Source organism: Salinicola sp. NYA28a, assembly GCF_976982775.1.
The window spans coordinates 659,571-680,482 of sequence record NZ_OZ334582.1 but is presented as its reverse complement, the minus strand read 5'-3'; the positions used below and the strand labels follow the sequence as shown (position 1 = coordinate 680,482).

Sequence of the window (20,912 nt, the reverse complement as noted above, 5' to 3'; positions counted from 1 at the left end):
CCGCAAGCCGAACGACTCGCGGGGTTTCCGTTGCTCCTGCCGGGCACGCTCCCGATGATGACCGGGAGCGTGTGGGTCAGCGGCTTGCGCCGACTCAGCCCAGCTTTTCCTTGATGCGGGCAGACTTGCCGCTGCGCTCGCGGAGGTAGTAGAGCTTGGCCTGGCGCACGTCACCGCGACGCTTGACTTCGATACCGGCCACCAGCGGGCTGTAGGTCTGGAAGGTACGCTCGACGCCGACACCATGAGAGATCTTGCGCACGGTGAAAGCGGAGTTCAGACCGCGGTTACGCTTGCCGATGACGACGCCTTCGAAAGCCTGGAGACGCTCGCGGCTGCCTTCCACGACCTTGACCTGGACGACGATGGTGTCACCGGGCGCGAACGCCGGGACTTCCTTGCTCATCTGCTCGTCTTCGAGCGCCTGGATCACTTTACTCTTGCTGCTCATGTCTTGCTCCTCGTTGAAGAAACGTACCTGAAGGGCGTTTCGTGATCCCGACGCCCGTCCGACAAGCGGTCGGGGCGGAATCGGACTCGTGGATGACGCATGTCGACGACTATTGCATTCGAACATCACGCTATTCGCAGGTCTGTTCGAAGGTCTGTCGCCTCATGCACCGCCGTCGCCGGAAGACGCGCTTCCCGCGACGTGTTCGTCGATGAATTCGTCGAGCAGCTTGCGCTGTTCACGATCCAACGTTCGGCTCTCCAGCAGATCCGGGCGCCTGAGCCAAGTGCGCCCGAGGGATTGTTTCAGTCGCCAGCGGCGAATCAACTCGTGGTTGCCGCTGAGCAGGACGTCCGGTACCCGGTGGCCGTCGATCACTTCGGGCCGCGTATAGTGCGGGCAGTCCAGCAGGCCATCGGCAAACGAATCCTCGCTGGCCGAGTCACTGTGCCCCAGCACACCGGGCACTTCGCGCGCCAGCGCATCGATCATCACCATCGCGGGCAGCTCGCCACCGCTGAGGACGTAGTCGCCGATCGACCACTCTTCATCGATGTCGGCTTCGACCACGCGCTCGTCGATGCCTTCATAACGGCCCGCCACGACGATCAGGCCATCACGCGAAGCCAACTCGCGAGCTCCGGCCTGATCCAGCCTGCGCCCCTGAGGCGACAGGTAGATCACGCTGGCACGATGGCCTGCAGCTTCCGCCCCGGCACGCGCATCCGTCAATGCGCCGCGCAAGGTATCGACCTTCATCAGCATGCCGGGGCCGCCCCCGTAAGGACGATCGTCGACCGTGCGATGTCTGTCCGTGGCGTAATCCCGGGGATTCCAGAAAGCCATTTCCAGCAAGCCACGCTCGACGGCGCGACCGGTAACGCCATGCCGGGTAATGGCCTCGAACATCTCAGGGAACAGGGAGACGACACCAATCCACACGGTACGCTTCTCCTTCCCGCCGCCGATTATCGGCCGTTCGCCGTTTCCCGAAATCGCCGCGTCATGTCGACGTGCAGCGTTTCAGAAAGCGGGGTCCCAGTCGACGATCATGAATCGTCCGGCCAGATCGACCTGAACGATCACGTCGTCAGGCAGAAACGGCAGCAATCGCTCGCGATCGTCGAGACTACCCTCGGAGGGCTTGACCACCAGCACATCGTTGGCACCCGTCTCGAAGAGATGGTCGACTCGACCCAGCTTGACGCCATCGCAAGTCTTGACCTCGAGCTCTTCCAGCTGATGCCAGTAATATTCGCCGCTATCCAGTTCGGGTAGCGCCGTTTTCTCGATCGACACCTCGGCACCGGCCCACTGCTCTGCCAGCTCCCGCGTGTCGATACCTTCCAGTCGTACCACCAGACTCTTGCCTTGCGGCCGCGCGTCGAGCAGACGTCGCGACTGGCGCTGCCCCTGCATCGACAACACCCAGACCGGATAGTCGAAGATGCCCTGGGCCGGACTGGTGTACGAATAGACCTTGAGCCAACCTTTCACACCGTGCGGGCTGGTCAGACGCCCCAGCACCACGTGCTGCGTCTCGTCATTCTGCATGGGCTTGTCCTGCTCGGCTTTCGGCAAGGGGTCACCCGACAGCGTTTCGCGAGCCGCTTGCGGCATGATGATCGAACTCAGGCCTGGGCTTTGCGAGCTTCTTTGACCAGCTCGGCCACGCGATCGGAAACCTGCGCACCCTGGGACTGCCAGTGGGTGATGCGGTCCAGATCGACACGCAGGCGCTCTTCCTGGCCGCGAGCGACCGGGTTGAAGAAGCCGACGCGCTCGATGAAGCGGCCATCGCGGGAAACGCGAGAATCGCTAACGGTCAGGTGATAGAAGGGACGCTTCTTGGCGCCACCACGTGCCAGACGAATGGTTACCATTGCGTTGATAATCCTTCGGTTAAGTTAATCGTTACGCCACGGATTCGAGTCTTCTCGGACACTCGCCCGAGACGAAGACGCAGCATTCTACGGAAAACACCCTGTCTTGGGAACCTTTTGTTGCGACGCACGGGCGAATCAGCGCCGGGGAAAGCCGCCGCCCATTCCCCCCATACCGCCCATGCCACCGGGACCACCAGGGCCGCCAGGGCCTCCGCCGCCCATCATGCCGGACATGCCGCGCATCATCTTCTGCATGCCGCCCTTCTGGCCGGCCTTTTTCATCATCTTCTGCATCTGCTTGTGCTGCTTGAGCAGACGATTGAGATCCGGCACCTGCAGACCGGCACCGGCGGCAATGCGGCGCTTGCGCGAGCCGTTGATGATTTCGGGCTTGCGTCGCTCCTGGGGCGTCATCGAGTTGATCAGCGACTCGAGCTTGCCGAATTCCTGCTCGGCTCCCTTGTTCTGGGCCATTTCCGCCATCTGCCCCATGCCCGGCAGCTTGGACATCAGCCCGCCCATACCGCCCATCTTCTTGAGCTGCTGGAGCTGGTCGCGAAAATCCTCGAGATCGAAGCCCTGCCCTTTCTTGACCTTCTTGGCGAGTCGCTCGGCCTTGCCCTTGTCGACATTGCGCTCCGCCTCCTCGATCAGCGACAGCACGTCGCCCATGCCGAGAATGCGCGACGCCACGCGATCGGGGTGGAACGGTTCCAGGGCATCGACCTTTTCGCCCATCCCCATGAACTTGATCGGCTTGCCGGTGATGTGACGCACAGAAAGCGCCGCACCGCCGCGCGCGTCACCATCGGCCTTGGTCAAGATGACGCCGGTCAGCGGCAGCGCGTCATGGAACGCCTTGGCGGTGTTGGCGGCATCCTGGCCGGTCATGGCATCGACGACGAACAGCGTCTCCTGCGGCTGAATCGCCTGGTTCAGAGCCTGGATCTCCGCCATCATCGCTTCGTCCACCGCCAGCCGGCCGGCGGTATCGACGATCACCACGTCATGGAACTGGATCTTGGCGTGCTTGATCGCTGCTTCGGCGATCGCCACCGGCTGCTGGGCGCTGGTCGACGGGAAGAAGTCGACCTCGACTTCCCGGGCCAGGGTCTCGAGCTGATCGATGGCCGCCGGGCGGTAGATGTCGGCGGAAACCACCAGCACCTTCTTGTTCTCGCGTTCGCGCAGGAACTTCGCCAGCTTGGCCACGGAGGTGGTCTTGCCCGCGCCCTGCAGGCCGGCCATGAGCACGACCGCGGGCGAGCCCTTGAGCGTCAGCGCTTCGTTGGCCTGCCCCATGATCGCCTCCAGCTCCTGCTGGACGATCTTGACGAACTGCTGCCCTGGCGAGAGGCTCTTGGAGACCTCCTGGCCCACGGCACGCTCGCGTACGCGATCGACGAAGTCCTTGACCACGGGCAAGGCAACGTCGGCTTCGAGCAAGGCCCGGCGCACTTCACGCAGGGTATCCTTGATGTTGTCTTCGGTCAGACGCGCCTGGCCGGTAATCGACTTGAGCGTCTGCGACAGGCGATTGGAGAGGCTTTCGAACATGAAACGCTCCGGGCAACGATGCCTGGCGCCACCGATGCTCGAACTCAAGCTCGCGGCGCCGCTAGAAGGAATGTGGCCAGCATTATACGCATGGATAGGGCTTGGCTCCATGCGGCCTGATTCACACAGTTCGGCTGCATGCGGCTATGGCTGGGCGAGTTGGCAGTGATTGGGTATAGTAACCGCGAAACGCGATTGCCTATCATCTAGCACATCCGCATCCCGTACTCTTTTCATCGTCATGGCGGTCGTCAGTCACCGCTCACGAGGCCAAAACACCGATGCCGGCGCTTCCTTTCGCCCTTGTCGCTATTGTCTGCTATCTCGCCGCCGGGCTGTGGCAAAGCCTGAGCCTCGCCCGACGCGTCGGCGAACGTCCGAACTGGGTCCGTGGTGCCGGGCTGATCGCCCTGGCATGCCACACCCTCATCGTCGCACTGGCGATCGTCGGCCCCCACGGACTGCACCTGGGGCTGACCCAGAGCGCGGCGCTGGTGGGCTGGCTGGTCGTGGCACTACTGCTGATTGCCAGTCTGTTCAAGCCCGTGCTCAACGCGGGCGTCTGCGTCTTTCCGCTGGCCGCCATCACCGTTGTCGGTGTCGTTGGCATGCCCAGCCGGATGATCGAGTCCGGAGTATCGCCGGGGCTCTACTTCCACATTCTGAGTTCGGTCGCCGCCTTCTCCTTCCTGGCCATTGCCGCCGTTCAAGCAGCGCTGCTGGGCTTCCAGCATCACGCTCTCAAACGCCGCCAGACGGGTGGCATCGTTCAGGTGCTGCCACCGCTGACCCGCATGGAACAGCTGCTGTTCGAACTGATCTGGTGCGGCATGCTGCTGCTGACGCTCGCCATCATCAGCGGCTTCCTGTTCGTGGACAACCTGTTCGCCCAGCACCTGGCCCACAAGACCGTCCTGTCGCTGCTGGCATGGCTGATCTTCGCCGGCCTGCTGGCCGGACACCACTATCTGGGCTGGCGTGGTCAGAAGGCGGTGCGCTGGACGCTGACCGGTGTCGGCGTGCTGATACTGGCCTTCTTCGGCACCAAGTTCGTGCTGGAATACGTCTTCCACTACAACGCCTGAGACGTGCCCGAGTCGACAGCTATGCCGGGTGCGGCTGTCGGCGGCGTTGACAGGGTTCGGCTAACGCCCTACAACAACCTGACAACTCCTGAGGAATTCCCCGCCTTGAGCGATGACATACCCTTGGGCCTCATGCTGGGCCTGCTGTTCATTCTGGTTTGCCTGTCAGCCTTCTTCTCCAGTTCCGAAACCGGCATGATGTCGATCAACCGCTACCGGTTGAATCATCAGGCCAATGCCGGATCCCGCTCGGCCAAGCGCGTCGTCGAGCTGCTCAAGCGCCCCGATCGCCTGCTGGGCGTGATACTGATCGGCAACAATCTGGTCAACAATCTCGCCGCCTCGATCGCCACTATCGTCGCCATCCATTTCTTCGGCGATGTGTCGGGGCCCGCCATCGCCACGCTGGCATTGACGATCGTGGTGCTGATTTTCGGCGAAGTGACCCCCAAGACCTATGCCGCCATCAAGCCCGACCGCATCGCCCTACCCGCCTCGCTGATCCTTGCGCCATTGCTGAGACTTTTCTATCCCGTGGTCTGGCTGGTCAACGTCATCTCCAACGGGCTTCTGCGCCTCATCGGCGTTCGCCACTTGGACGCCGGTGCCGACAGCCTCACCCGTGACGAGCTTCGCAGCGTGGTTCACGAGGCGGGGCCGATGATCCCCAGCCGTCACCAGGCGATGCTGCTGTCGATCCTCGATCTGGAAAACGTCACCGTCAACGACATCATGGTCCCGCGTCACGAGATCGTCGGTCTCAATCTCGACGACGATCTGGAAACGCTGCTGGCCCAGATTCGCCAGAGTCAGCACACCCGCCTGCCGATCTTCAAGGGCGACATCAACAACATCATCGGCATTCTGCACCTGCGCAACGCTTCGCGGTTTCTCTCCAAACCGGATCTTCAGAAAGCCGCGATCGTACAGGAAGCCCGTGAACCCTATTTCATTCCGGAGTCGACCCCGCTGCATACGCAACTGCTCAATTTCCAGCAGCAGAAGCGTCGGATCGGGGTGGTGGTTGACGAGTACGGAGACGTGCAAGGATTGGCGACGCTGGAGGACATTCTGGAAGAGATCGTGGGCGAGTTCACCACCGATGTCGCCGGCACCTATCGGGATATCCACCCGCAGCCCGACGGCAGCTACGTGATCGAAGGTACGGCCAATATCCGCGAAGTCAACAAGGCACTGGGCTGGCAGCTGCCGACGGATGGCCCCAAGACCTTGAACGGCCTGATCCTCGAAGAGCTGGAATCCTTTCCCGACGCCCAGGCCTGCCTGCAGATCGGCACGAGCCGCCTGGAGATCCTCGAGATCGGCGACAACCTGATCACCTCGGCACGCTGCTGGCAGCAAGGCGTCCGGCGCCGTGCTACCGAATAGACCCGAATAGACCCGAATAGACCGGGGCTCAAGGCGCGCCGACTTCCCTCACAGCGTTGGCGACCGATGCCCCGCCAGGGAGTGATTCGCCAGGCTAGATCGGGCCGCCCAGCCTCCTGGCCAGGCTCTGATCGGCAGCGCGCTTGAGCCCGCGAACCCGCCGCTCCAGGGTTCGGCGCGGCGAATAACCCGCCGGTATCGGCTCGCCGAAGACCAGAAGAACCCGCGCCCGCAAACGGCGCGGCCACTTGGTCAGTGCCTTGCCATCCTTGTTGGAAGTCCACGACCCCCACAGGCCCGACAGCGCCGCCGGCACCACCGGCACCGGATCTCGCGCCAGCACCAGGTCCAGCCCTCGCCGGAAGGCCTGTACCTCGCCATCCGGCGTCAGCCGCCCTTCCGGAAAGATCATCACTACCTCGCCGTTGCGCAGTGCCCGGCTGACCTCTTCCAGCGCACGACGCACGCCGCCCGGATCGCGTCGATCGGAGTCCACGGGAATCGCCCCGGCAATCCGGAAGAACCAGTTGATCCAGGGATTTTCGTAGATCGGCCGATCCATCATGAAGCGCAGCGGACGAGGGCAGGCGCCGCCGAGTACCAGCGCATCCATGAAGCTGACATGGTTGCAGACCACCAGCGCCGGGCCAGTGGCCGGCACATGATGACGACCGCGACAGCGAAGCCGGTAGAGCACCTGAGTCAGGGCGAAGATCAACAACCGCAGCGCCGGTCTCGGGTTACGCATCAGCAGCGCGACGCCGACCAGCAGAGCGGCCCAGCCGAGACAGGCGAACAGCACGAAAAGCGACAGCTTCATCACGCTGAGCACCAGGATCCCGAACACGGCGGAGAGGATCATGAACAGGGCGTTGAGGATATTGTTGGCAGCGATCATGCGCGCCCTTCGCTCTTCGCGACTGGCCAGCTGCATCAGGGTGTAGAGCGGCACGCTATAAAGACCGCCGCCCAGCCCCACCAGCGCCAGCAGCGTGCTCATCTGCCAGAAGTCGGTCATCGTCAGTAGTTCACCCAGCGCCAGCTGTTCACCGGCAAAGCTCGACTGTGATGCCAGCTCGATGCCCGATACCCCGATGACCAGCGCCCCGAGCGGAACCAGCCCCAGTTCCAGGCGGCCTGCCGACAACCGCGAGCAGAGCAGCGCGCCGAGCCCGACGCCGACCGCGAAAGCCCCCAGCAGAAAGCTGACCGCCCCTTCGCTGCCGTGGACCACGTCACGCACCCAGGCGGGCAGTTGGGTGAGATAACAGGCCCCGAGAAACCAGAAGAAACTGATGCCGATCAGCGCGGGACGCACGCGCTTTTCACTCAGGCCGTCCCGCATCACCCGCCATGTTCCCGAGAACGGGCGCCATGACACACGGCCGGTCGCGCTCGGTGGCGCCTCGGGAATACCCAGGCTGGCAACGACGCCGACCAGCGCGATGACGACCAGGCTGGCCGCGATCGCCGCCCGCTCCAGGGCGCCGTCCAGCGAAGCCAGCACACCGGCCAGCAGCGTTCCCAGCAGGATCGACACGAAGGTGCCCAGATTGACCCAGGCATTGCCCTTGACCAGTTCGGTGGCGGCGAGATGTTGCGGCAGGATGGCGTACTTGACCGGCCCGAACAGCGCCGACTGCGTGCCCATCATGAACAGCAGCGCCAGCAGCAGGCCAAAGAGCTCGAACCAGACCGCCACCGCCGCCGCGATCATCGTCACCAGCTCCAGCAGCTTGAGGCGGCGCACCAGCCGCTGCTTGTCGAGGTGGTCGGCAAGCGTGCCGCCCCAGGCGGAGAACAGAAAGAAAGGCAGGATGAACAGTCCCGCTGCCAGATTGTTGAGCAGTCCCGTATCCCAGCCGTAGCGAGGCACGGCGACGAAGGTCAGCAGCAGCAGTAGAATGTTCTTGAACAGGTTATCGTTGAACGCCCCCAACGCCTGAGTCCAGAAGAACGGGGCAAAACGGCGTTGAGTCAGCAATCCCGAGATCACGTGGCGTCCGGCTGGTAACGCAGGCCATTCAGGGTCATCGTCAGCAACTGATCGAGCAGGTCGCCGACTTCCATCGGCTGCTCCTGCCAATAGCCGAGACGATCGTTCAGCCCCAGTTGGACCAGACCGTGGACGCTACCCCAGAGGGTTCTCGCCATGCGGCGGGCGCCGGCATCGTCGAGCGCCGGCTGATGCGCCTTGAGCGCACTTTCGACACGAAGGAACAGCGCTTCGATGATATGGCTCTGGCGCTCGTCCAGCTCCCCCTCGTCCGCCAGCGGATATTCGAACAGCATCTGCCAACGGTAGGGTTCATGCTGGGCAAACTGCCAGTATGCGTTCGCCAGCGCCTTGAGCTGCGGCTCCGGGTCGGCATCCTCGAGCCAGGAGACCGCGGCCCCCATGCGGTCGAGCGTCTCGATATTGACGTACTGCAGCAGGTTGCTGAAGCTGCCGTAGAGCTTGAGCAGCGTACTCGGTGCGCAGCCCACATCGCGAGCCAGGGAGCGCAGCGACAGCGTGTGCACGGGATTGTCTCGCAGCCAGGCATCACAGGCCGCCATGACCTGAGCATGGAGCGCCTCGGGAGCGTGCTGTCGCGGTCGAGCCATGAAGTTCCTCGCTCGGAATAGTGTCGAATCGCTGTCGATGGTCCGGGGGCCGGAAAATCTTGTTGTCGACTTAAAATCGAACAGCGTTTCTCAGCATATCGCCATACCGCGCAAACGCAAGCACCTGGGGCATTAACGTAACGATTTCGTGAGAGTTTTACGCCGACCGGCTGCCATCGTCGATGGAGCGGTCGCGTCCGTTTTCGATACAATAACATCTTGGCCCTGCCTTTCCGGTGGCATAGGCTGTGGCCCCTGCCATCAGAATGCCCACGAGGAGAGACCATGGCTGGTCGACTGCACGTCGACGACTGGACGCGCCATCCACGAAGCCCTGCCTTTCGTGGCATCGACCCGCCAGTGTTCGGGCCCAACCTGGCGCCTCGCCGCTGGCTGTCGATCCTGCGCCAGGAAGCCAACGACATCGTGCTGCGCGACGCCTTCTGGGGGCTCACGCCCACCTGGCTGAAGGTCCTCGACCAGGCGCCTCACTGTGCCCGCGCCGAGTCCCTCGACGAGCGACCGATGTTTCGCGAAGCGCTGGCCGAGCGCCGTTGCCTGGTCCCCGTGACCGGTATCTACGTCTGGCAGGCCGGGCTACGCGGCAAGCAGCCATTTCTGGTCACGCATACCGATCGCTCGCCGCTGATGCTGGCCGGCATCTGGAGCCGCTACGCCCCGGATATCGGAACCTCGCGTGACTCGTTCGCGCTGATCACGGTGCCGACCACGGAAGTCATCGCCCCCATGAGCGATCGCCTGCCCGCTGTCATCGCGCCCTCCCGGATCGAGGATTGGCTCTCTTCGAAGACCTCGCCGACAGCCGCTCATGACCTCATCGGACCAGCCGACAGGGAACTGTTGGGCGCTTTTCCGGTATCAAGACAGGTGAACGATCCCGCGCACCAGGAGTGGGCCTGTGGCTATCCGGTCGGGCCCATGCGGGTATGGACGGCCTGAGAGCCGAACCACGTTCTGTCCCGGCATTCACGATCAAGCCCTGTTCATCGTCGAGCTCCGTTCATCCTCGAGCCGATTCATTACCAAGTCGATTCATTACCAAGCCGATTCATCATCACCGAGAGAATCCGTATGCAGGAACCCCATTCACGAGCTTCATCGCATCGCGCTCATCCCACCGGCATCGCGATGTCCAGGCGTTTCGGGCTTCGTGCCTGGTTCGCCGCCGGCTACCTGACCCTCGGTCTGGCACTGGCATTCAGCTCGCTCCCCAGCGAAGCCATCGCCGCCGCCAAACCTGTCTCGCCGGATCCCGTCCAGCCGATCCAGGGCTCTCCGGCCCAAAGCCCTCTGATCCAAAGCCCTCTGATACAAAGCCCTAATGACGACCGCCAGTATCGTGCCATCACGCTGGATAACGGCTTGCAGGCGCTACTGGTCAGCGACCCCGATGCCGACAAGGCTGCAGCGGCCATGGATGTCTCGGTTGGCAGCGACAACGACCCGTCGGACATGCCCGGGCTGGCGCATTTCCTCGAACACATGCTGTTTCTGGGCACCGAGGGCTATCCCGATCCCGACGGCTACCAGCGCTTCATCAACCGCAACGGCGGGTCTCATAACGCCTTCACCGCGGACCAGGACACCAACTACTTCTTCGATGTCGATCCCGAGGCCTTTCCCGAAGCACTGGACCGTTTCTCGCAGTTCTTCGTCTCCCCGCAGTTCAACCCGGAGTACGTCGACCGCGAACGCCATGCGGTGAACTCCGAGTATCAGGCACGGCGCGAAGACGACGCCCGTCGTATCAACGAAGCGCTGGGCAAGGCGCTCAGTCCCGATCATCCGATCAACCACTTCTCCGTCGGCAGTCTGGACACGCTCAACAGCGACAAACGTCCGCTGCGCCAGGCGCTTCTCGATTTCTATCATCGCCATTACGGCGCCAACGTGATGCAACTTGCCGTGCTCGCGCCGGAACCCCTGGACGCCATCGAGCAACAGGTACGCCAGCGCTTCGACGCCGTGCCCGATCGCGACCTGAAAAAGCCGATCGTCGAGCAACCGCTGGCGAGAGACGGCGACCTGCCGGCCTCGCTGCGCATCCAGACCAACGAAGCCCGGCGCCAGCTGGAGTTCCTGTTTCCCGTCGACGACCCGATCCTCGAGTACGCCAACAAGCCCGACGATTATCTCGCCAACCTGCTCGGCCACGAAGGCGAAGGCAGTCTGCTGGCCGCCCTGCGCCAGGCCGGCTGGGCCGACGGTCTGTCCGCCGGCACGAGCCATGGCGACGGCCGCCACGCGCTGTTCGACATCTCGATCAGCCTGACCCCCGAAGGCGAGAAACACCTCGACGACATCCAGGCGAGCCTGTTCGAGCAGATCCGGCGGATCCAGGATCACGGCGTCAACGCCTGGCGTTACGAGGAACAGGCCAGACTGGCCGAGCAGAGCTTCCGCTTTCAGCAGCGCAGCGAGCCGATCGATACCGTCAGCGGTATGGCAATGAGTCTCGCCCATTATCCGCTCAAGGATGTGCAGTACGCGCCCTACCGCATGGATCAGTTCGATGCGGCGGCGATCGATGGCATCCTCGAACGGCTGACCCCCGACAACCTGCTGCGGGTCTACAGCGGTCCGGACATCGCGGGAGAGAAGACGACCGAGTACTTCTCGACCCCCTACACCCTGACGCGCCGTGACGACTGGCCTCGCGGGACGCCCCTCGACGGCCTGGCGCTTCCCGAGGCCAACCCCTACATCGCCGAGGACCTGGGCGTCGAGGCGTTCGATAGCGCCGAACCAACGCGCCTCGTCGACTCGCCCAGCGTCGAGATCTGGCACCAGGCCGACAGCGACTTCGGCGCCCCGCGGGTCGAATGGCGCTTCAGCCTGCAGAACCCCGATGCCACGCGGGACGCCCGCCATGCGGTACTGACACGGCTGTTGGCCGGCTGGTTGAACGATGGACTCAACGAGCGCTTCTACCCCGCCTCGCTGGCCGGTCAGGACTTCACCGCCTACGCCCACGGCCGCGGCATCACGCTGGCCTTCTCCGGCTGGCGCGACCACCAGGATCGTCTGATGCAGACGGTCGTCGAGCAGCTGCGGCAGGGTGAGATCACCGATGCCAGCATCGCGCGGGTCAAGCAGGGGCTGGTACGCAGCTGGGAGAACGCGCCACAGGATGCGCTCTATCAGCAGATGCAGCGCACCCTGGGCGAGGCCCTGATGCGGCCGCAGATCAGCACCCCCAACATGCTGACGGCGATCGGTGACATCGACGCCCAGGACGTGCGTGACTATCGCCAAGCCTTTCTGAACAAGCTCTACGTGCAGGCGATGGCGGTAGGTAATCTCGATGCCACCCTTGCCAAGCGCGAGGGGCTGCTGGTTGCCAACGCCCTGTCGCCCAGGCTTCACGCCAGCGACATTCCGCCGTTGAGCGTGCTCGACGTCCCGGCAGATGCGCCGGCCCTGCATCCGGCAACGACCCGCGACGACGCCGCGGTCCTGCGCTATCTCCAGGGCCCCGATCGCGCGCTGCAGAACCAGGCCAGCCTGGCCGTGATCGGGCAACTGATCGGCCCGCCGTTCTTTGCCAAACTGCGCACCGACGAGCAGCTAGGCTATATCGTCAGCGCCGGTTACGCGCCCTTCATGAACGCCCCGGGCTTGATGATGTTGGTGCAGTCGCCAAGCGTCTCCAGCGAGACCATCGGGCAGCGCATGAACGCCTTCCTGGAGACGTTCGATCAGCGCATAGGCGCCCTGAGCGACGCCGACCTGGCGCCCTATCGTCAGGCCGTGCGCCAGCAACTGCTGCAGCGCGATCAGTCACTCTCGGCGCGTGCCGATCGGCTGTGGCAGACGCTGGCCTATCCCCAGGCCGACTTCGATCGTCGCCAACAACTGGCAGCCCAGGTCGACGAACTGAGCGCAGCGGATGTCCGCAGCGCCTGGCAGACGCTGCGCCAGAGCCCGACGCTTAGTGTCACCTCCGATGCCGGCGATCAACCCAGCGATGTCGATGCTCTGACTCGCGACTACGCCACACTGGAGAGGTAGCGGCGCGCCTCGCAAGACGTTACCTACCAACGAAAGCCGCCCCGGACGCATCGTCCGGGGCGGCTGTCTGCTTTCTGGCATTCTGGTTCGGGAGGTCGGTTTTCGTCACCCGCCCGTCGCTCTTAGCTCATGGCTCATGGCTCGTAGCTCGTAGCTCGTAGCTCGTAGCTCGTAGCTCAATAAGCGTCGAACGCCTGTTCCGGCATGATCGACTCGACATACATCACCAGCTCCTCGAGCACCTGACGCTCGCGATCCTCCAGCGGCGTCTGGTTGAGACGTTCGATTTCGCGGGCAAAATCCTTGAGCGTCATGCTGCCACTGTTGGCGTCGTTCATGCGTGCCCAGCGGAAGGCGTCCCACTGCGCCTTTTCCTCGCTGTCGAGCGTATCGGGGTAGCTGCGCGCGCGCATCCGGAACAGCATTTCCTCGAGCCGCGGATCCTGGAAGGCAAACCCTGTCGTGCCCAGCTCGTCGGGCGGTGTCGCATGCACGCGTTCCATCGCCTGACGGTCGTGCGGCGAGAAGAAGCCGCCGGAATAGAGCATCAGATCGGGATCCTGCGGCGGATCGGCCGGCGAGTCGGCAAAGGCCAGTGCCGCCTTGCTGGCGGACTCCGGGTTCTGCACCAGCGCCTGCCAGTGTCGCTCGCACAAGGCACGGTCGAGCCCCAGACGCTTGGCGACGGCATCATCGGCCGTGGCGATCGGCAGCAATACCGGACTTCGATTGAGATGGACCACTTTCAGCGGAATCCGCGTTTCGCCCTCGGCCAGCTCGCTTTCGCTGACGAAGATGCGTGCCCGGATCTCCTCGGGCGTCAGCGAGAACAACGGCGCCGGGTCGACGGCCAGATCGTAGACGATGATCCCGTTGGGATTCGAAGGGTGCGCGGCCAGCGGCACGACCAGCGCGCTGCAGCCGCGACTGGCGGGATAACGCCGCGAGACATGCAGCATCGGCTTGCGGGCATCGACATCGAGCAGCTCGGCCACTCGACGCTTCTGACGCAACGACAGCAGGTAATCGAAGAACTTGGCATTCCGGGCGCGCAGCAGCCGGGCCATGCCGATCGTGGCGCGCACGTCCGCCAGTGCGTCGTGGGCTCCTTCATGCGGGATGCCGTTGGCTGCCGTCAGGTGCTCGAGCTTGAAGCTCGGGGCGCCATCGTCGCGCTTCGGCCATTCGATACCCTCGGGGCGCACGGCGTAGAAGGCGCGCACGGCATCGATCAGATCCCAGCGGGAATTGCCGTTCTGCCACTCCCGAGCGTAGGGATCGAACAGATTGCGGTAGAACAGATGGCGGCTGACTTCGTCATCGAAGCGCAGGCTGTTGTAGCCCAGCGAACAGGTACCCGGCACGCTCATTTCCGCCTGGATACGCGCAGCGAACTCCGCCTCCGGCACGCCACGACGCAGCGCGGCCTGGGGCGTGATGCCGGTGATCAGACAAGCGTGAGGATTGGGCAGGTCGTCGTCCGCCGGGCGGGCATACAGCGTCAGCGGCTCGCCGATTTCGTTGAATTCGGCATCGGTACGAATCGCGGCGAACTGGGAAGCCCGGTGCCGACGCGGATCGGCACCGAAGGTTTCATAGTCGTGCCAGAGAAATGTGAGCTCTGCCTGGGACCGGGCCTTCTTGCCATGGACTGCCTTGCCATTGCCCCTTCCACTCGTGGCCATTCCGCTCTCCGCCTGCGCAAAAGGCCAAGCCTAGCATAGCCGGCAGCACGACTCATGCGTCACCGATCGCTTCCCGGCCCTGGCCGCTTCCCAGGCTTGGCTCAGCCAGGGTCTTTGGCCCAGATCTTTGGCCCCGGTCTTTGGCTCAGGTCTTGGCCGCTTCGCCTTCGTTGGGCAGCGTCACGTTGAGTTCGAGCACCGAGCAGTCGTTGTCGCTGTCGAGGCTGATATTGATGGCATCCTGGTCGACCTTGACGTACCGCCGAATGACCTCGAGCAGCTCCTGCTCCAGCATCGGCATGTAGTCGGGCTGGCCCCGATGGCCGCGTTGATGGGCAACGATGATCTGCAACCGTTCCTTGGCGACGGATGCGGACTTCTTGCGTTCACCCTTGAGAAAATCGAGTAGCCTCACCGGCGACCTCCTCCTCCGAACATGCGTGCGATCAAGCCGCGCTTCTGCACCGATTGAAAACGCAGCGGCACGTCTTCGCCCATCAGGCGCGACACGGTGTCGACATACGCTTGTCCAGCGTCGCTCTTGTCGTCATGGATGACCGGCACCCCCTGGTTGGAGGCACGCAGCACGGCTTCCGATTCAGGGATCAGGCCGACCAGATCGATCGCCAGTATCTCCCGAATGTCTTCCAGGTTGAGCATATCGCCGTCGTCGACCCGGCTCGGGTTGTAGCGGGTCACCAGCAGGTGTTCCTTGATCGGGTCACGGTTCTGTTCCGCGCGACGCGACTTGGACGACAACAGCCCGAGGATACGGTCCGAATCCCGCACCGAGGAAACCTCGGGGTTGGTCACGACGATGGCCTCGTCGGCGAAGTAGAGAGCCAGCTGGGCGCCACGTTCGATACCGGCGGGAGAGTCACAGATGATGTAATCGAACTCCTCGGAGAGATCCATCAGGACCTTCTCGACGCCTTCCAGCGTCAGCGCATCCTTGTCGCGCGTCTGGGACGCGGGGAGGATATGCAGATTCTCCGAGCGCTTGTCGCGGATCATGGCCTGCTTGAGCCCGGCCTCGCCCTGGATGACGTTGACCAGGTCGTAAACGACCCGGCGTTCACACCCCATGATCAAGTCCAGATTCCGCAGACCCACGTCGAAGTCGATGACGACGGTCTTGTTGCCGCGAAGGGCCAATCCCGTGGCAATGGCTGCCGCGCTGGTCGTCTTGCCGACGCCACCTTTACCGGATGTTACAACGATGATCTTGGCCAAGATGAACTTCCTGTTACCCGATAACTGTTGATCACTCTCGCGCCATTCAGGTCAGCGCCGAGATCCTTAACTGGTCTTCCTTGAGCTGCACTTGCACCGAACATCCCAGCATCTTGGGGTCGATATCCTCAAGACGCTTGTAGGTCCCTGCCACGGAAAGCAATTCGGCCTTCAGATCGTGACAGAAGATACCGGCTTCGCGATCACCGTGGATACCAGCCAGCGCCCGCCCGCGTAGTGGCCCGTAAACATGCACGCTGCCCGCTGCCAGCACCTCGGCGCCGGGATTGACGGCGCCGATCACCACCAGGTCGCCTTCCGAGGCGGAAACCTGCTGGCCCGAACGCACCGTCCCCCGATGAATACGTCCGCCGGCCTGTATCGACACCTCCGGTGGCGGTACCGGCAGCTCCGCTTCGACCGGCGCCTCGACGGGCCGGGCCTCGATCGCTCGCGGACGATTCTCCTGCGGCGGGAACCACCCCAGCCCCAGCGCCCATGCAGACTGCTTGACCGGGTCCGAACCGCCGCGTACGGCCACTGGCAACAACTTGTGCGCACGACACACGGCACAGATGCGCTCGAGGGCAAGGTGCGGCTCGTCAACCTGCTCGACACTCAGCACCACCGGCGTATGCTGAAAAAAGGCCGGTGCCTGGCTCACCTTGCCGGCCAGTTGTGCGCGGATACGCTCAGGGTCGCCACTGGCCAACTCCATGACTGTCATCGGCAGCATGCCGCCTTTGAATGTAAAGGCAGTGTCTGCCCGATCCCTGTTGAGACTCATGACCGAACTCCGCAGCGGGGGAATGAGGTTAAGCTAGGCGAGGGCGGACATCGCTGCAACCGATCATAAGGCCCCTCAGACCTTTTGTCAGGTGTCGCCACGAACCGACGCAACCCGCGAATCGGGCTTTCATCACCGACGAATCGGGCTTTTACCGCCGGCCTTCAAATGGTTAGATAGACAGTTGCCGTCGGCGCCGCGAATTTGCGGGTCGACCTCTGCCAGCCCCGTCGTTTTCAGGATGCCACACCGGCCATGCCAGGACTCTTTCAACGTCTGTTTTCCCCTCGCTGGCGGCACAAGGATCCCGCTGTCCGCGCCCAAGCCGCCTCTCAACTGAGCTCGGACGAGCTCGATACGCTTCGTCAGCTCGCCCAGGATGATTCCCCCCAGGTCCGCCAAGCGGCACTGGCGCGGGTACAGGACCTTGATCCGCTGCTCCAGTGGCATCGCCAGTCGCCGAGCGAGGAATCGTTCCAGCGCCTCGTCGACCTTCTCGGTGGGCGCGTTTCTCCCAGCCCCGATCTCAATACGCGACTGGAGAAGATCGAGCAGCTCGAGGATCTGGTACTGGTCGACGCGCTGATCGGCCAGAGTGACAACCAGTCCCTGCGTCTGGCCGCGCTAGCTCGCATCGACGACGAAGCGCGCCTGATTCACCACGCCAGCGAAAACGGCATCACTGCCGTGCGCCACGCCGCCGCGGAGCGTGTCACCTCCCCCGACGGCCTGGCGCAACTGGCCAAGCAGGCGCGCCGAGACAAGCAGGTCGCCCGCCTCGCGCGTGAACGACTGGCGCGTCTGCGTGCCGACGCCGAACAGCAGAGCCGCGAAGCAGCGGAGCGCGAGCAGCTGCTGGCAACCCTGGAAGCCCAGGCCAACCGCCCCTGGGAGCCGACCTTCGAGGCGCGCCTGAAGCACTGGGTCAAACAATGGGACGCGTTGACCAGCAACGCAGACCCAACCCAGCACGCCCGCTTCGATGCCGCAGTGACTCGCTGCCGCCAGCGCATCGCCGAACACGAGCATCAGCATCGCGAGCTCGAACGCATCCAGCGCGAAAAGTCCGAGGCGCAATCGACGCGCGAAGGCATCCTCGATGCCCTGAACCAGGCACTGAACATCGTCGCTGAAACCGAACGACTGACCCCGGAGGTCATGCAGGCGCTGCAAGGCAAGTGGCGGCTGCAGGAAGAGCGCTGGCAGGAGGTCTCGGATCGCTACGGGGTCAGCGAGTCCTTCCAGCAGCGGTACGCGGCGCTCGACCAGCAGGCCCAGACCATCTGGCAGGCCTGGGAGCGACTGCAGGCCGAAGCCCCCGCCCTGCGCGAAGCGCTCGAGAAGGACGAGCCGCTGGCGCCGGTCCTTGATCGCCTGGCATGGCCGCGCACGCTGCCGCCGACCGAGCTGGTGCTCGATGCCCAGCGCCAGGCAGCAGCCAGCAGGCGACAGCAAGACACAGCAGCCGCCGCCAAGACCGAAAACCATTGGTCGGACGAAGAGATCGGCGCACAGCTCGAGGCTCTGTCCGAGGAGCTCGACCAGGGCCGTTACCGCCCCGCCTCGCAGTTGCATCGCCGTCTGCGCCAGCATCTGGATTCCAGCGGGCAGTCGTTGTCGCCGGCCCAGGAGCAGGCCTACAAGCAGCAGACCGCCCGCCTGGCCGAATTGAAGGACTGGCGCGGTTTCGCCGCCGCGCCCAAGCGCGAAGCCCTGCTGGCGAACATCGAAGCGCTGGTCGAGGCCCGCGAGCAGCCGGATGCAGAGCGTCATCGCCGGCATCAGCAGCTGATTCGCGACTGGCGCCAGCTCGGCGACGCCGCGGCGACCCGCGAGCTGGCCCAGCGCTTCCGCGCCGCCTCCGACGCTCTGCATGAGCAGCTGGCCGAGTGGGAGACCGAGCTCGAATCGCGGGAGCAGGACAACCTCGCAGCCCGGCAGGCACTCTGCGAACAGCTCGAAGCGCTGCTGGCCCACCCTTCCGAGGATGCCGACCCGGACGGCCTGCGCCGGATTCGCGATGCCGCCCAGGAACAGTGGGATCGACACTGGCCGGTTCCGCGGCGGCAGGCCGCCTCGACCGGCCGGCATTACGCCCGCCTGCGTCGTCAGTTGCAATCGCTGATCGACGAACGCGCCGGTGATGTCGCGGACCACAAGCGCGAACTGGTCGAACAGGCCCGACAACTGGCGGAAGATACCGCGCCCGCCGCGCAGCGTGCCGAGCAGGCCAAGTCGCTGCAACAGCGCTGGCGCGAGCTGGGCCGGGCGCCGAAAGGCATCGAACAGACGCTGTGGCGCCAGTTCCGCAACCACTGCGACACCATTTTCGCAGCCCGCGACACCGTGCGTGGCGAACAGCAGGCACGGCAGCAGCAGCGCTTCGATGACATGCAGGCACTGATCGACCGCCTGGACGCCTGGCAACCTGCATCCGCCAGGGAGCGCCATGTACTCGACTCGGCGCTGACGGAAGCACAACGCCTGGTGCCTCTGCCCCGCAGCCGTCGCAGCGACGGTATGGAAAAGCGCTGGCAAGGCATCGTTCACGCGCGGGAAGTCACACTGGATCGGCTTGCGCTGGTGGAAGAAGCCAAGCAGTGGCCCGACTATCGGGCATGGATGCGTCAGGCCGACGGCGAAGCGCTCGACACGGCCCGGCTCGACAGCGATGTACGACGAGCGCTCGAAGCCCGCGAGACTCAGCGCCAAACGTCGTCGCCGCAGCAAGCCGAAGAGAATTTGCAACGCTGCCTGGTCCAACTGGCGCTGCTGGCCGGCGACGCCATCCCTGAAGCGCTGGAACCGCTGCGCCTCGAGGTTCAGGTCGCGCGGCTCAACGACGGGCTGGGCCGGCCGCCCACCCCGCCCGAGGAACTGCACCAGACGCTGCTAAGGCTGTTGTCGATTGCCCCGCTTTCGGCCGAGACCTGGGAGCGCTACGAGCCCGCTTTCGATAGCGTAATGGCGCATTTGAGCCGATCAGGACATCATCACAGCGATGAAGGCATTGACTTCATCTAATCCGTACGTATAATACGCCACAAGTTGATGCGGGGTGGAGCAGTCTGGTAGCTCGTCGGGCTCATAACCCGAAGGTCATCGGTTCAAATCCGGTCCCCGCTACCAAATTATTTGACCGGTGCCTTCCCCAGGCGCCGGTTTTTTTTGGCCTCTATTTTTCCGTCAAACGCTATCCGCCTTTCCTCTTTCCCTTTTGCTCTATCCGCTTCTCTCACGACCCGTTTTTGCGTTATCCATTTTGCCCCATTCATTACCCTCGGGCAGATACCGGTTCCGCCACGTTATGCATGTGGGCTATCCCAGGTCTCTGGGTCCTGTTTCGTTTTATCGCCAGATCCTCAAGGAATTTCCTGCTCCACCTCTCTTTCCCCGTGGCTACCGGTCGGTTGCGCCATGCCGACTCGGCCGATGCCGGGCAGCTTGAGCGCGGGAGACTGCCAGTCGACTCCGACCGTCAATCCCAGCACGTCGAGTTCGAATCCTTCGTCCCAGGCCAGCATGACGCCGAACAGGCCGCCCAGCGACAGTTGATAGCCGGTCTGCGTCGGCGTTCTGGCGACGAACTCTCCCGGCAGGTAGTTCTTGCCGATCGCATTGGGCGGGAAGTCCACCGAGAGTTCCGGCACCTGTCGCACCACCCAGGCAATGAACGTATTGCTGTTGGGACCGGGCCAGATCCGGTATTGGTCGGGAAACGGGTAGTCGGGCACGACGCGCTCGATCTCGTCGATCGCCCGCGCCGCCTTGTCGCCCCGGAGTTCGGCCAGTAGCGTCGGCGAATTGCCATACCACTGGCGATCCGGCGGCGCAAAGCCGGTCTCCACCGTGGGCCGACGCCAGCTCATCACCTGATAGACGCGATAACGGCTGGCATCTTCGGCCTTGGTTGCGATCCAGGTATGCACGCCGAACGCCCCGCGCCACTCGAAGGTTCGCGCCGCGTAGACCTGAACGACGGCCTCGCGCACCTCCGCCGGATCCGGCGCCAGCCCACTGGAAGAACGATCCGCATCCTGCCAGTTGGCGGACATCGGCACCTGCTGGGAAGCGAGCATATAAGCCGGCCCCAGCAGCAGTACGATAATCAGCGTGACGGCAGCCAGCACGAACTTGAACGTGCGAGTCAGCATCCGGGACGGGTTGAATCGGCGTACGATGGCCCACATAACACTCATC

17 protein-coding genes and 1 tRNA gene are annotated in these 20,912 nt (G+C 63.8%); 6 read left to right on the top strand and 12 right to left on the bottom strand.

Annotated features, from left to right (window positions below; genetic code table 11):
- Positions 1-94: 94 nt before the first annotated feature.
- The 5 genes from rplS to ffh all read right to left on the bottom strand — a co-directional run bounded on the left by rplS (position 95) and on the right by ffh (position 3,894).
- Positions 95-451, bottom strand: coding sequence for a 50S ribosomal protein L19 (rplS, locus tag ACWHY3_RS03255; protein WP_071231754.1), 357 nt, complete (start codon positions 449-451; stop codon positions 95-97).
- Positions 452-613: 162 nt separating this feature from the next.
- Positions 614-1,393 (bottom strand): tRNA (guanosine(37)-N1)-methyltransferase TrmD, encoded by a 780-nt coding sequence (gene trmD / locus ACWHY3_RS03250; protein WP_448127551.1) that lies wholly within the window; start codon positions 1,391-1,393, stop codon positions 614-616.
- 81 nt (positions 1,394-1,474) lie between these two features.
- Positions 1,475-2,005 (bottom strand): ribosome maturation factor RimM, encoded by a 531-nt coding sequence (rimM, locus tag ACWHY3_RS03245; RefSeq protein WP_448128135.1) that lies wholly within the window; start codon positions 2,003-2,005, stop codon positions 1,475-1,477.
- A 77-nt stretch (positions 2,006-2,082) separates the two neighbouring features.
- Positions 2,083-2,334, bottom strand: a complete 252-nt coding sequence (gene rpsP / locus ACWHY3_RS03240) for a 30S ribosomal protein S16 (RefSeq protein WP_071231752.1) — start codon at positions 2,332-2,334, stop codon at positions 2,083-2,085.
- A 138-nt stretch (positions 2,335-2,472) separates the two neighbouring features.
- Positions 2,473-3,894, bottom strand: coding sequence for a signal recognition particle protein (ffh, locus tag ACWHY3_RS03235; protein WP_087717584.1), 1,422 nt, complete (start codon positions 3,892-3,894; stop codon positions 2,473-2,475).
- Positions 3,895-4,175: 281 nt separating this feature from the next.
- Here ffh and ACWHY3_RS03230 point away from each other — a divergent pair, with 281 nt between their 5' ends.
- Together ACWHY3_RS03230 and ACWHY3_RS03225 are read left to right on the top strand one after the other, a co-directional pair.
- Positions 4,176-4,979 (top strand): cytochrome C assembly family protein, encoded by an 804-nt coding sequence (locus ACWHY3_RS03230; RefSeq protein WP_448127550.1) that lies wholly within the window; start codon positions 4,176-4,178, stop codon positions 4,977-4,979.
- A 105-nt stretch (positions 4,980-5,084) separates the two neighbouring features.
- A complete protein-coding gene (locus ACWHY3_RS03225) occupies positions 5,085-6,368 on the top strand; it encodes an HlyC/CorC family transporter (RefSeq protein WP_448127549.1) in 1,284 nt (427 codons plus the stop codon).
- Positions 6,369-6,462: 94 nt separating this feature from the next.
- Here ACWHY3_RS03225 and ACWHY3_RS03220 read toward each other — a convergent pair whose 3' ends face one another.
- Positions 6,463-8,352: an MFS transporter gene (locus ACWHY3_RS03220; protein ID WP_448127548.1), complete on the bottom strand. Its 1,890-nt coding sequence runs from the start codon at positions 8,350-8,352 to the stop codon at positions 6,463-6,465.
- Between the two features lie 8 nt (positions 8,353-8,360).
- The gene (locus tag ACWHY3_RS03215) at positions 8,361-8,975 is read right to left on the bottom strand and encodes a TetR/AcrR family transcriptional regulator (RefSeq protein ID WP_087717580.1); all 615 of its coding nucleotides are present in this window, start codon (positions 8,973-8,975) and stop codon (positions 8,361-8,363) included.
- Positions 8,976-9,260: 285 nt separating this feature from the next.
- On the opposite strand from ACWHY3_RS03215, the gene ACWHY3_RS03210 reads away from it, so the two are divergent.
- Complete coding sequence (locus ACWHY3_RS03210; RefSeq protein ID WP_303854642.1) at positions 9,261-9,935, top strand: SOS response-associated peptidase; 675 nt, start codon at positions 9,261-9,263, stop codon at positions 9,933-9,935.
- Positions 9,936-10,067: 132 nt separating this feature from the next.
- Positions 10,068-13,007: an insulinase family protein gene (locus tag ACWHY3_RS03205; protein WP_448127547.1), complete on the top strand. Its 2,940-nt coding sequence runs from the start codon at positions 10,068-10,070 to the stop codon at positions 13,005-13,007.
- Positions 13,008-13,183: 176 nt separating this feature from the next.
- Here ACWHY3_RS03205 and sbcB read toward each other — a convergent pair whose 3' ends face one another.
- The 4 genes from sbcB to minC form a co-directional block, all read right to left on the bottom strand.
- On the bottom strand, positions 13,184-14,692 hold the full coding sequence (gene sbcB, locus ACWHY3_RS03200) for an exodeoxyribonuclease I (protein ID WP_448127546.1): 1,509 nt from the start codon (positions 14,690-14,692) through the stop codon (positions 13,184-13,186).
- Positions 14,693-14,837: 145 nt separating this feature from the next.
- Positions 14,838-15,107, bottom strand: a complete 270-nt coding sequence (gene minE / locus ACWHY3_RS03195; RefSeq protein ID WP_448127545.1) for a cell division topological specificity factor MinE — start codon at positions 15,105-15,107, stop codon at positions 14,838-14,840.
- Positions 15,104-15,925, bottom strand: coding sequence for a septum site-determining protein MinD (gene minD / locus ACWHY3_RS03190; protein ID WP_087717577.1), 822 nt, complete (start codon positions 15,923-15,925; stop codon positions 15,104-15,106). The genes minE and minD overlap by 4 nt, the downstream gene beginning before the upstream one ends.
- A gap of 46 nt (positions 15,926-15,971) precedes the next feature.
- Positions 15,972-16,712 (bottom strand): septum site-determining protein MinC, encoded by a 741-nt coding sequence (minC, locus tag ACWHY3_RS03185; RefSeq protein ID WP_448127544.1) that lies wholly within the window; start codon positions 16,710-16,712, stop codon positions 15,972-15,974.
- Between the two features lie 255 nt (positions 16,713-16,967).
- On the opposite strand from minC, the gene ACWHY3_RS03180 reads away from it, so the two are divergent.
- Both ACWHY3_RS03180 and ACWHY3_RS03175 read left to right on the top strand, forming a co-directional pair.
- Positions 16,968-19,736, top strand: coding sequence for a DUF349 domain-containing protein (locus ACWHY3_RS03180; RefSeq protein ID WP_448127543.1), 2,769 nt, complete (start codon positions 16,968-16,970; stop codon positions 19,734-19,736).
- A 28-nt stretch (positions 19,737-19,764) separates the two neighbouring features.
- A tRNA-Met gene (locus ACWHY3_RS03175) sits at positions 19,765-19,841 on the top strand.
- Positions 19,842-20,074: 233 nt separating this feature from the next.
- Here ACWHY3_RS03175 and ACWHY3_RS03170 read toward each other — a convergent pair.
- Positions 20,075-20,902 carry a DUF3750 domain-containing protein gene (locus ACWHY3_RS03170; protein WP_448127542.1) on the bottom strand — a complete coding sequence of 276 codons (828 nt, stop codon included), beginning with the start codon at positions 20,900-20,902 and terminating at the stop codon, positions 20,075-20,077.
- Positions 20,903-20,912: the final 10 nt, after the last annotated feature.

Coding starts and splice junctions, on each gene's coding strand:
- ACWHY3_RS03205 (WP_448127547.1), top strand. CDS start 10,068: ATGCAGGAACCCCATTCACGAGCTTCATCGCATCGCGCTCATCCCACC.
- ACWHY3_RS03180 (WP_448127543.1), top strand. CDS start 16,968: ATGCCAGGACTCTTTCAACGTCTGTTTTCCCCTCGCTGGCGGCACAAG.
- sbcB (WP_448127546.1), bottom strand. CDS start 14,692: ATGGCCACGAGTGGAAGGGGCAATGGCAAGGCAGTCCATGGCAAGAAG.
- ACWHY3_RS03210 (WP_303854642.1), top strand. CDS start 9,261: ATGGCTGGTCGACTGCACGTCGACGACTGGACGCGCCATCCACGAAGC.
- minC (WP_448127544.1), bottom strand. CDS start 16,712: ATGAGTCTCAACAGGGATCGGGCAGACACTGCCTTTACATTCAAAGGC.
- rimM (WP_448128135.1), bottom strand. CDS start 2,005: ATGCAGAATGACGAGACGCAGCACGTGGTGCTGGGGCGTCTGACCAGC.
- ACWHY3_RS03170 (WP_448127542.1), bottom strand. CDS start 20,902: ATGTGGGCCATCGTACGCCGATTCAACCCGTCCCGGATGCTGACTCGC.
- rpsP (WP_071231752.1), bottom strand. CDS start 2,334: ATGGTAACCATTCGTCTGGCACGTGGTGGCGCCAAGAAGCGTCCCTTC.
- ACWHY3_RS03215 (WP_087717580.1), bottom strand. CDS start 8,975: ATGGCTCGACCGCGACAGCACGCTCCCGAGGCGCTCCATGCTCAGGTC.
- ffh (WP_087717584.1), bottom strand. CDS start 3,894: ATGTTCGAAAGCCTCTCCAATCGCCTGTCGCAGACGCTCAAGTCGATT.
- ACWHY3_RS03230 (WP_448127550.1), top strand. CDS start 4,176: ATGCCGGCGCTTCCTTTCGCCCTTGTCGCTATTGTCTGCTATCTCGCC.
- rplS (WP_071231754.1), bottom strand. CDS start 451: ATGAGCAGCAAGAGTAAAGTGATCCAGGCGCTCGAAGACGAGCAGATG.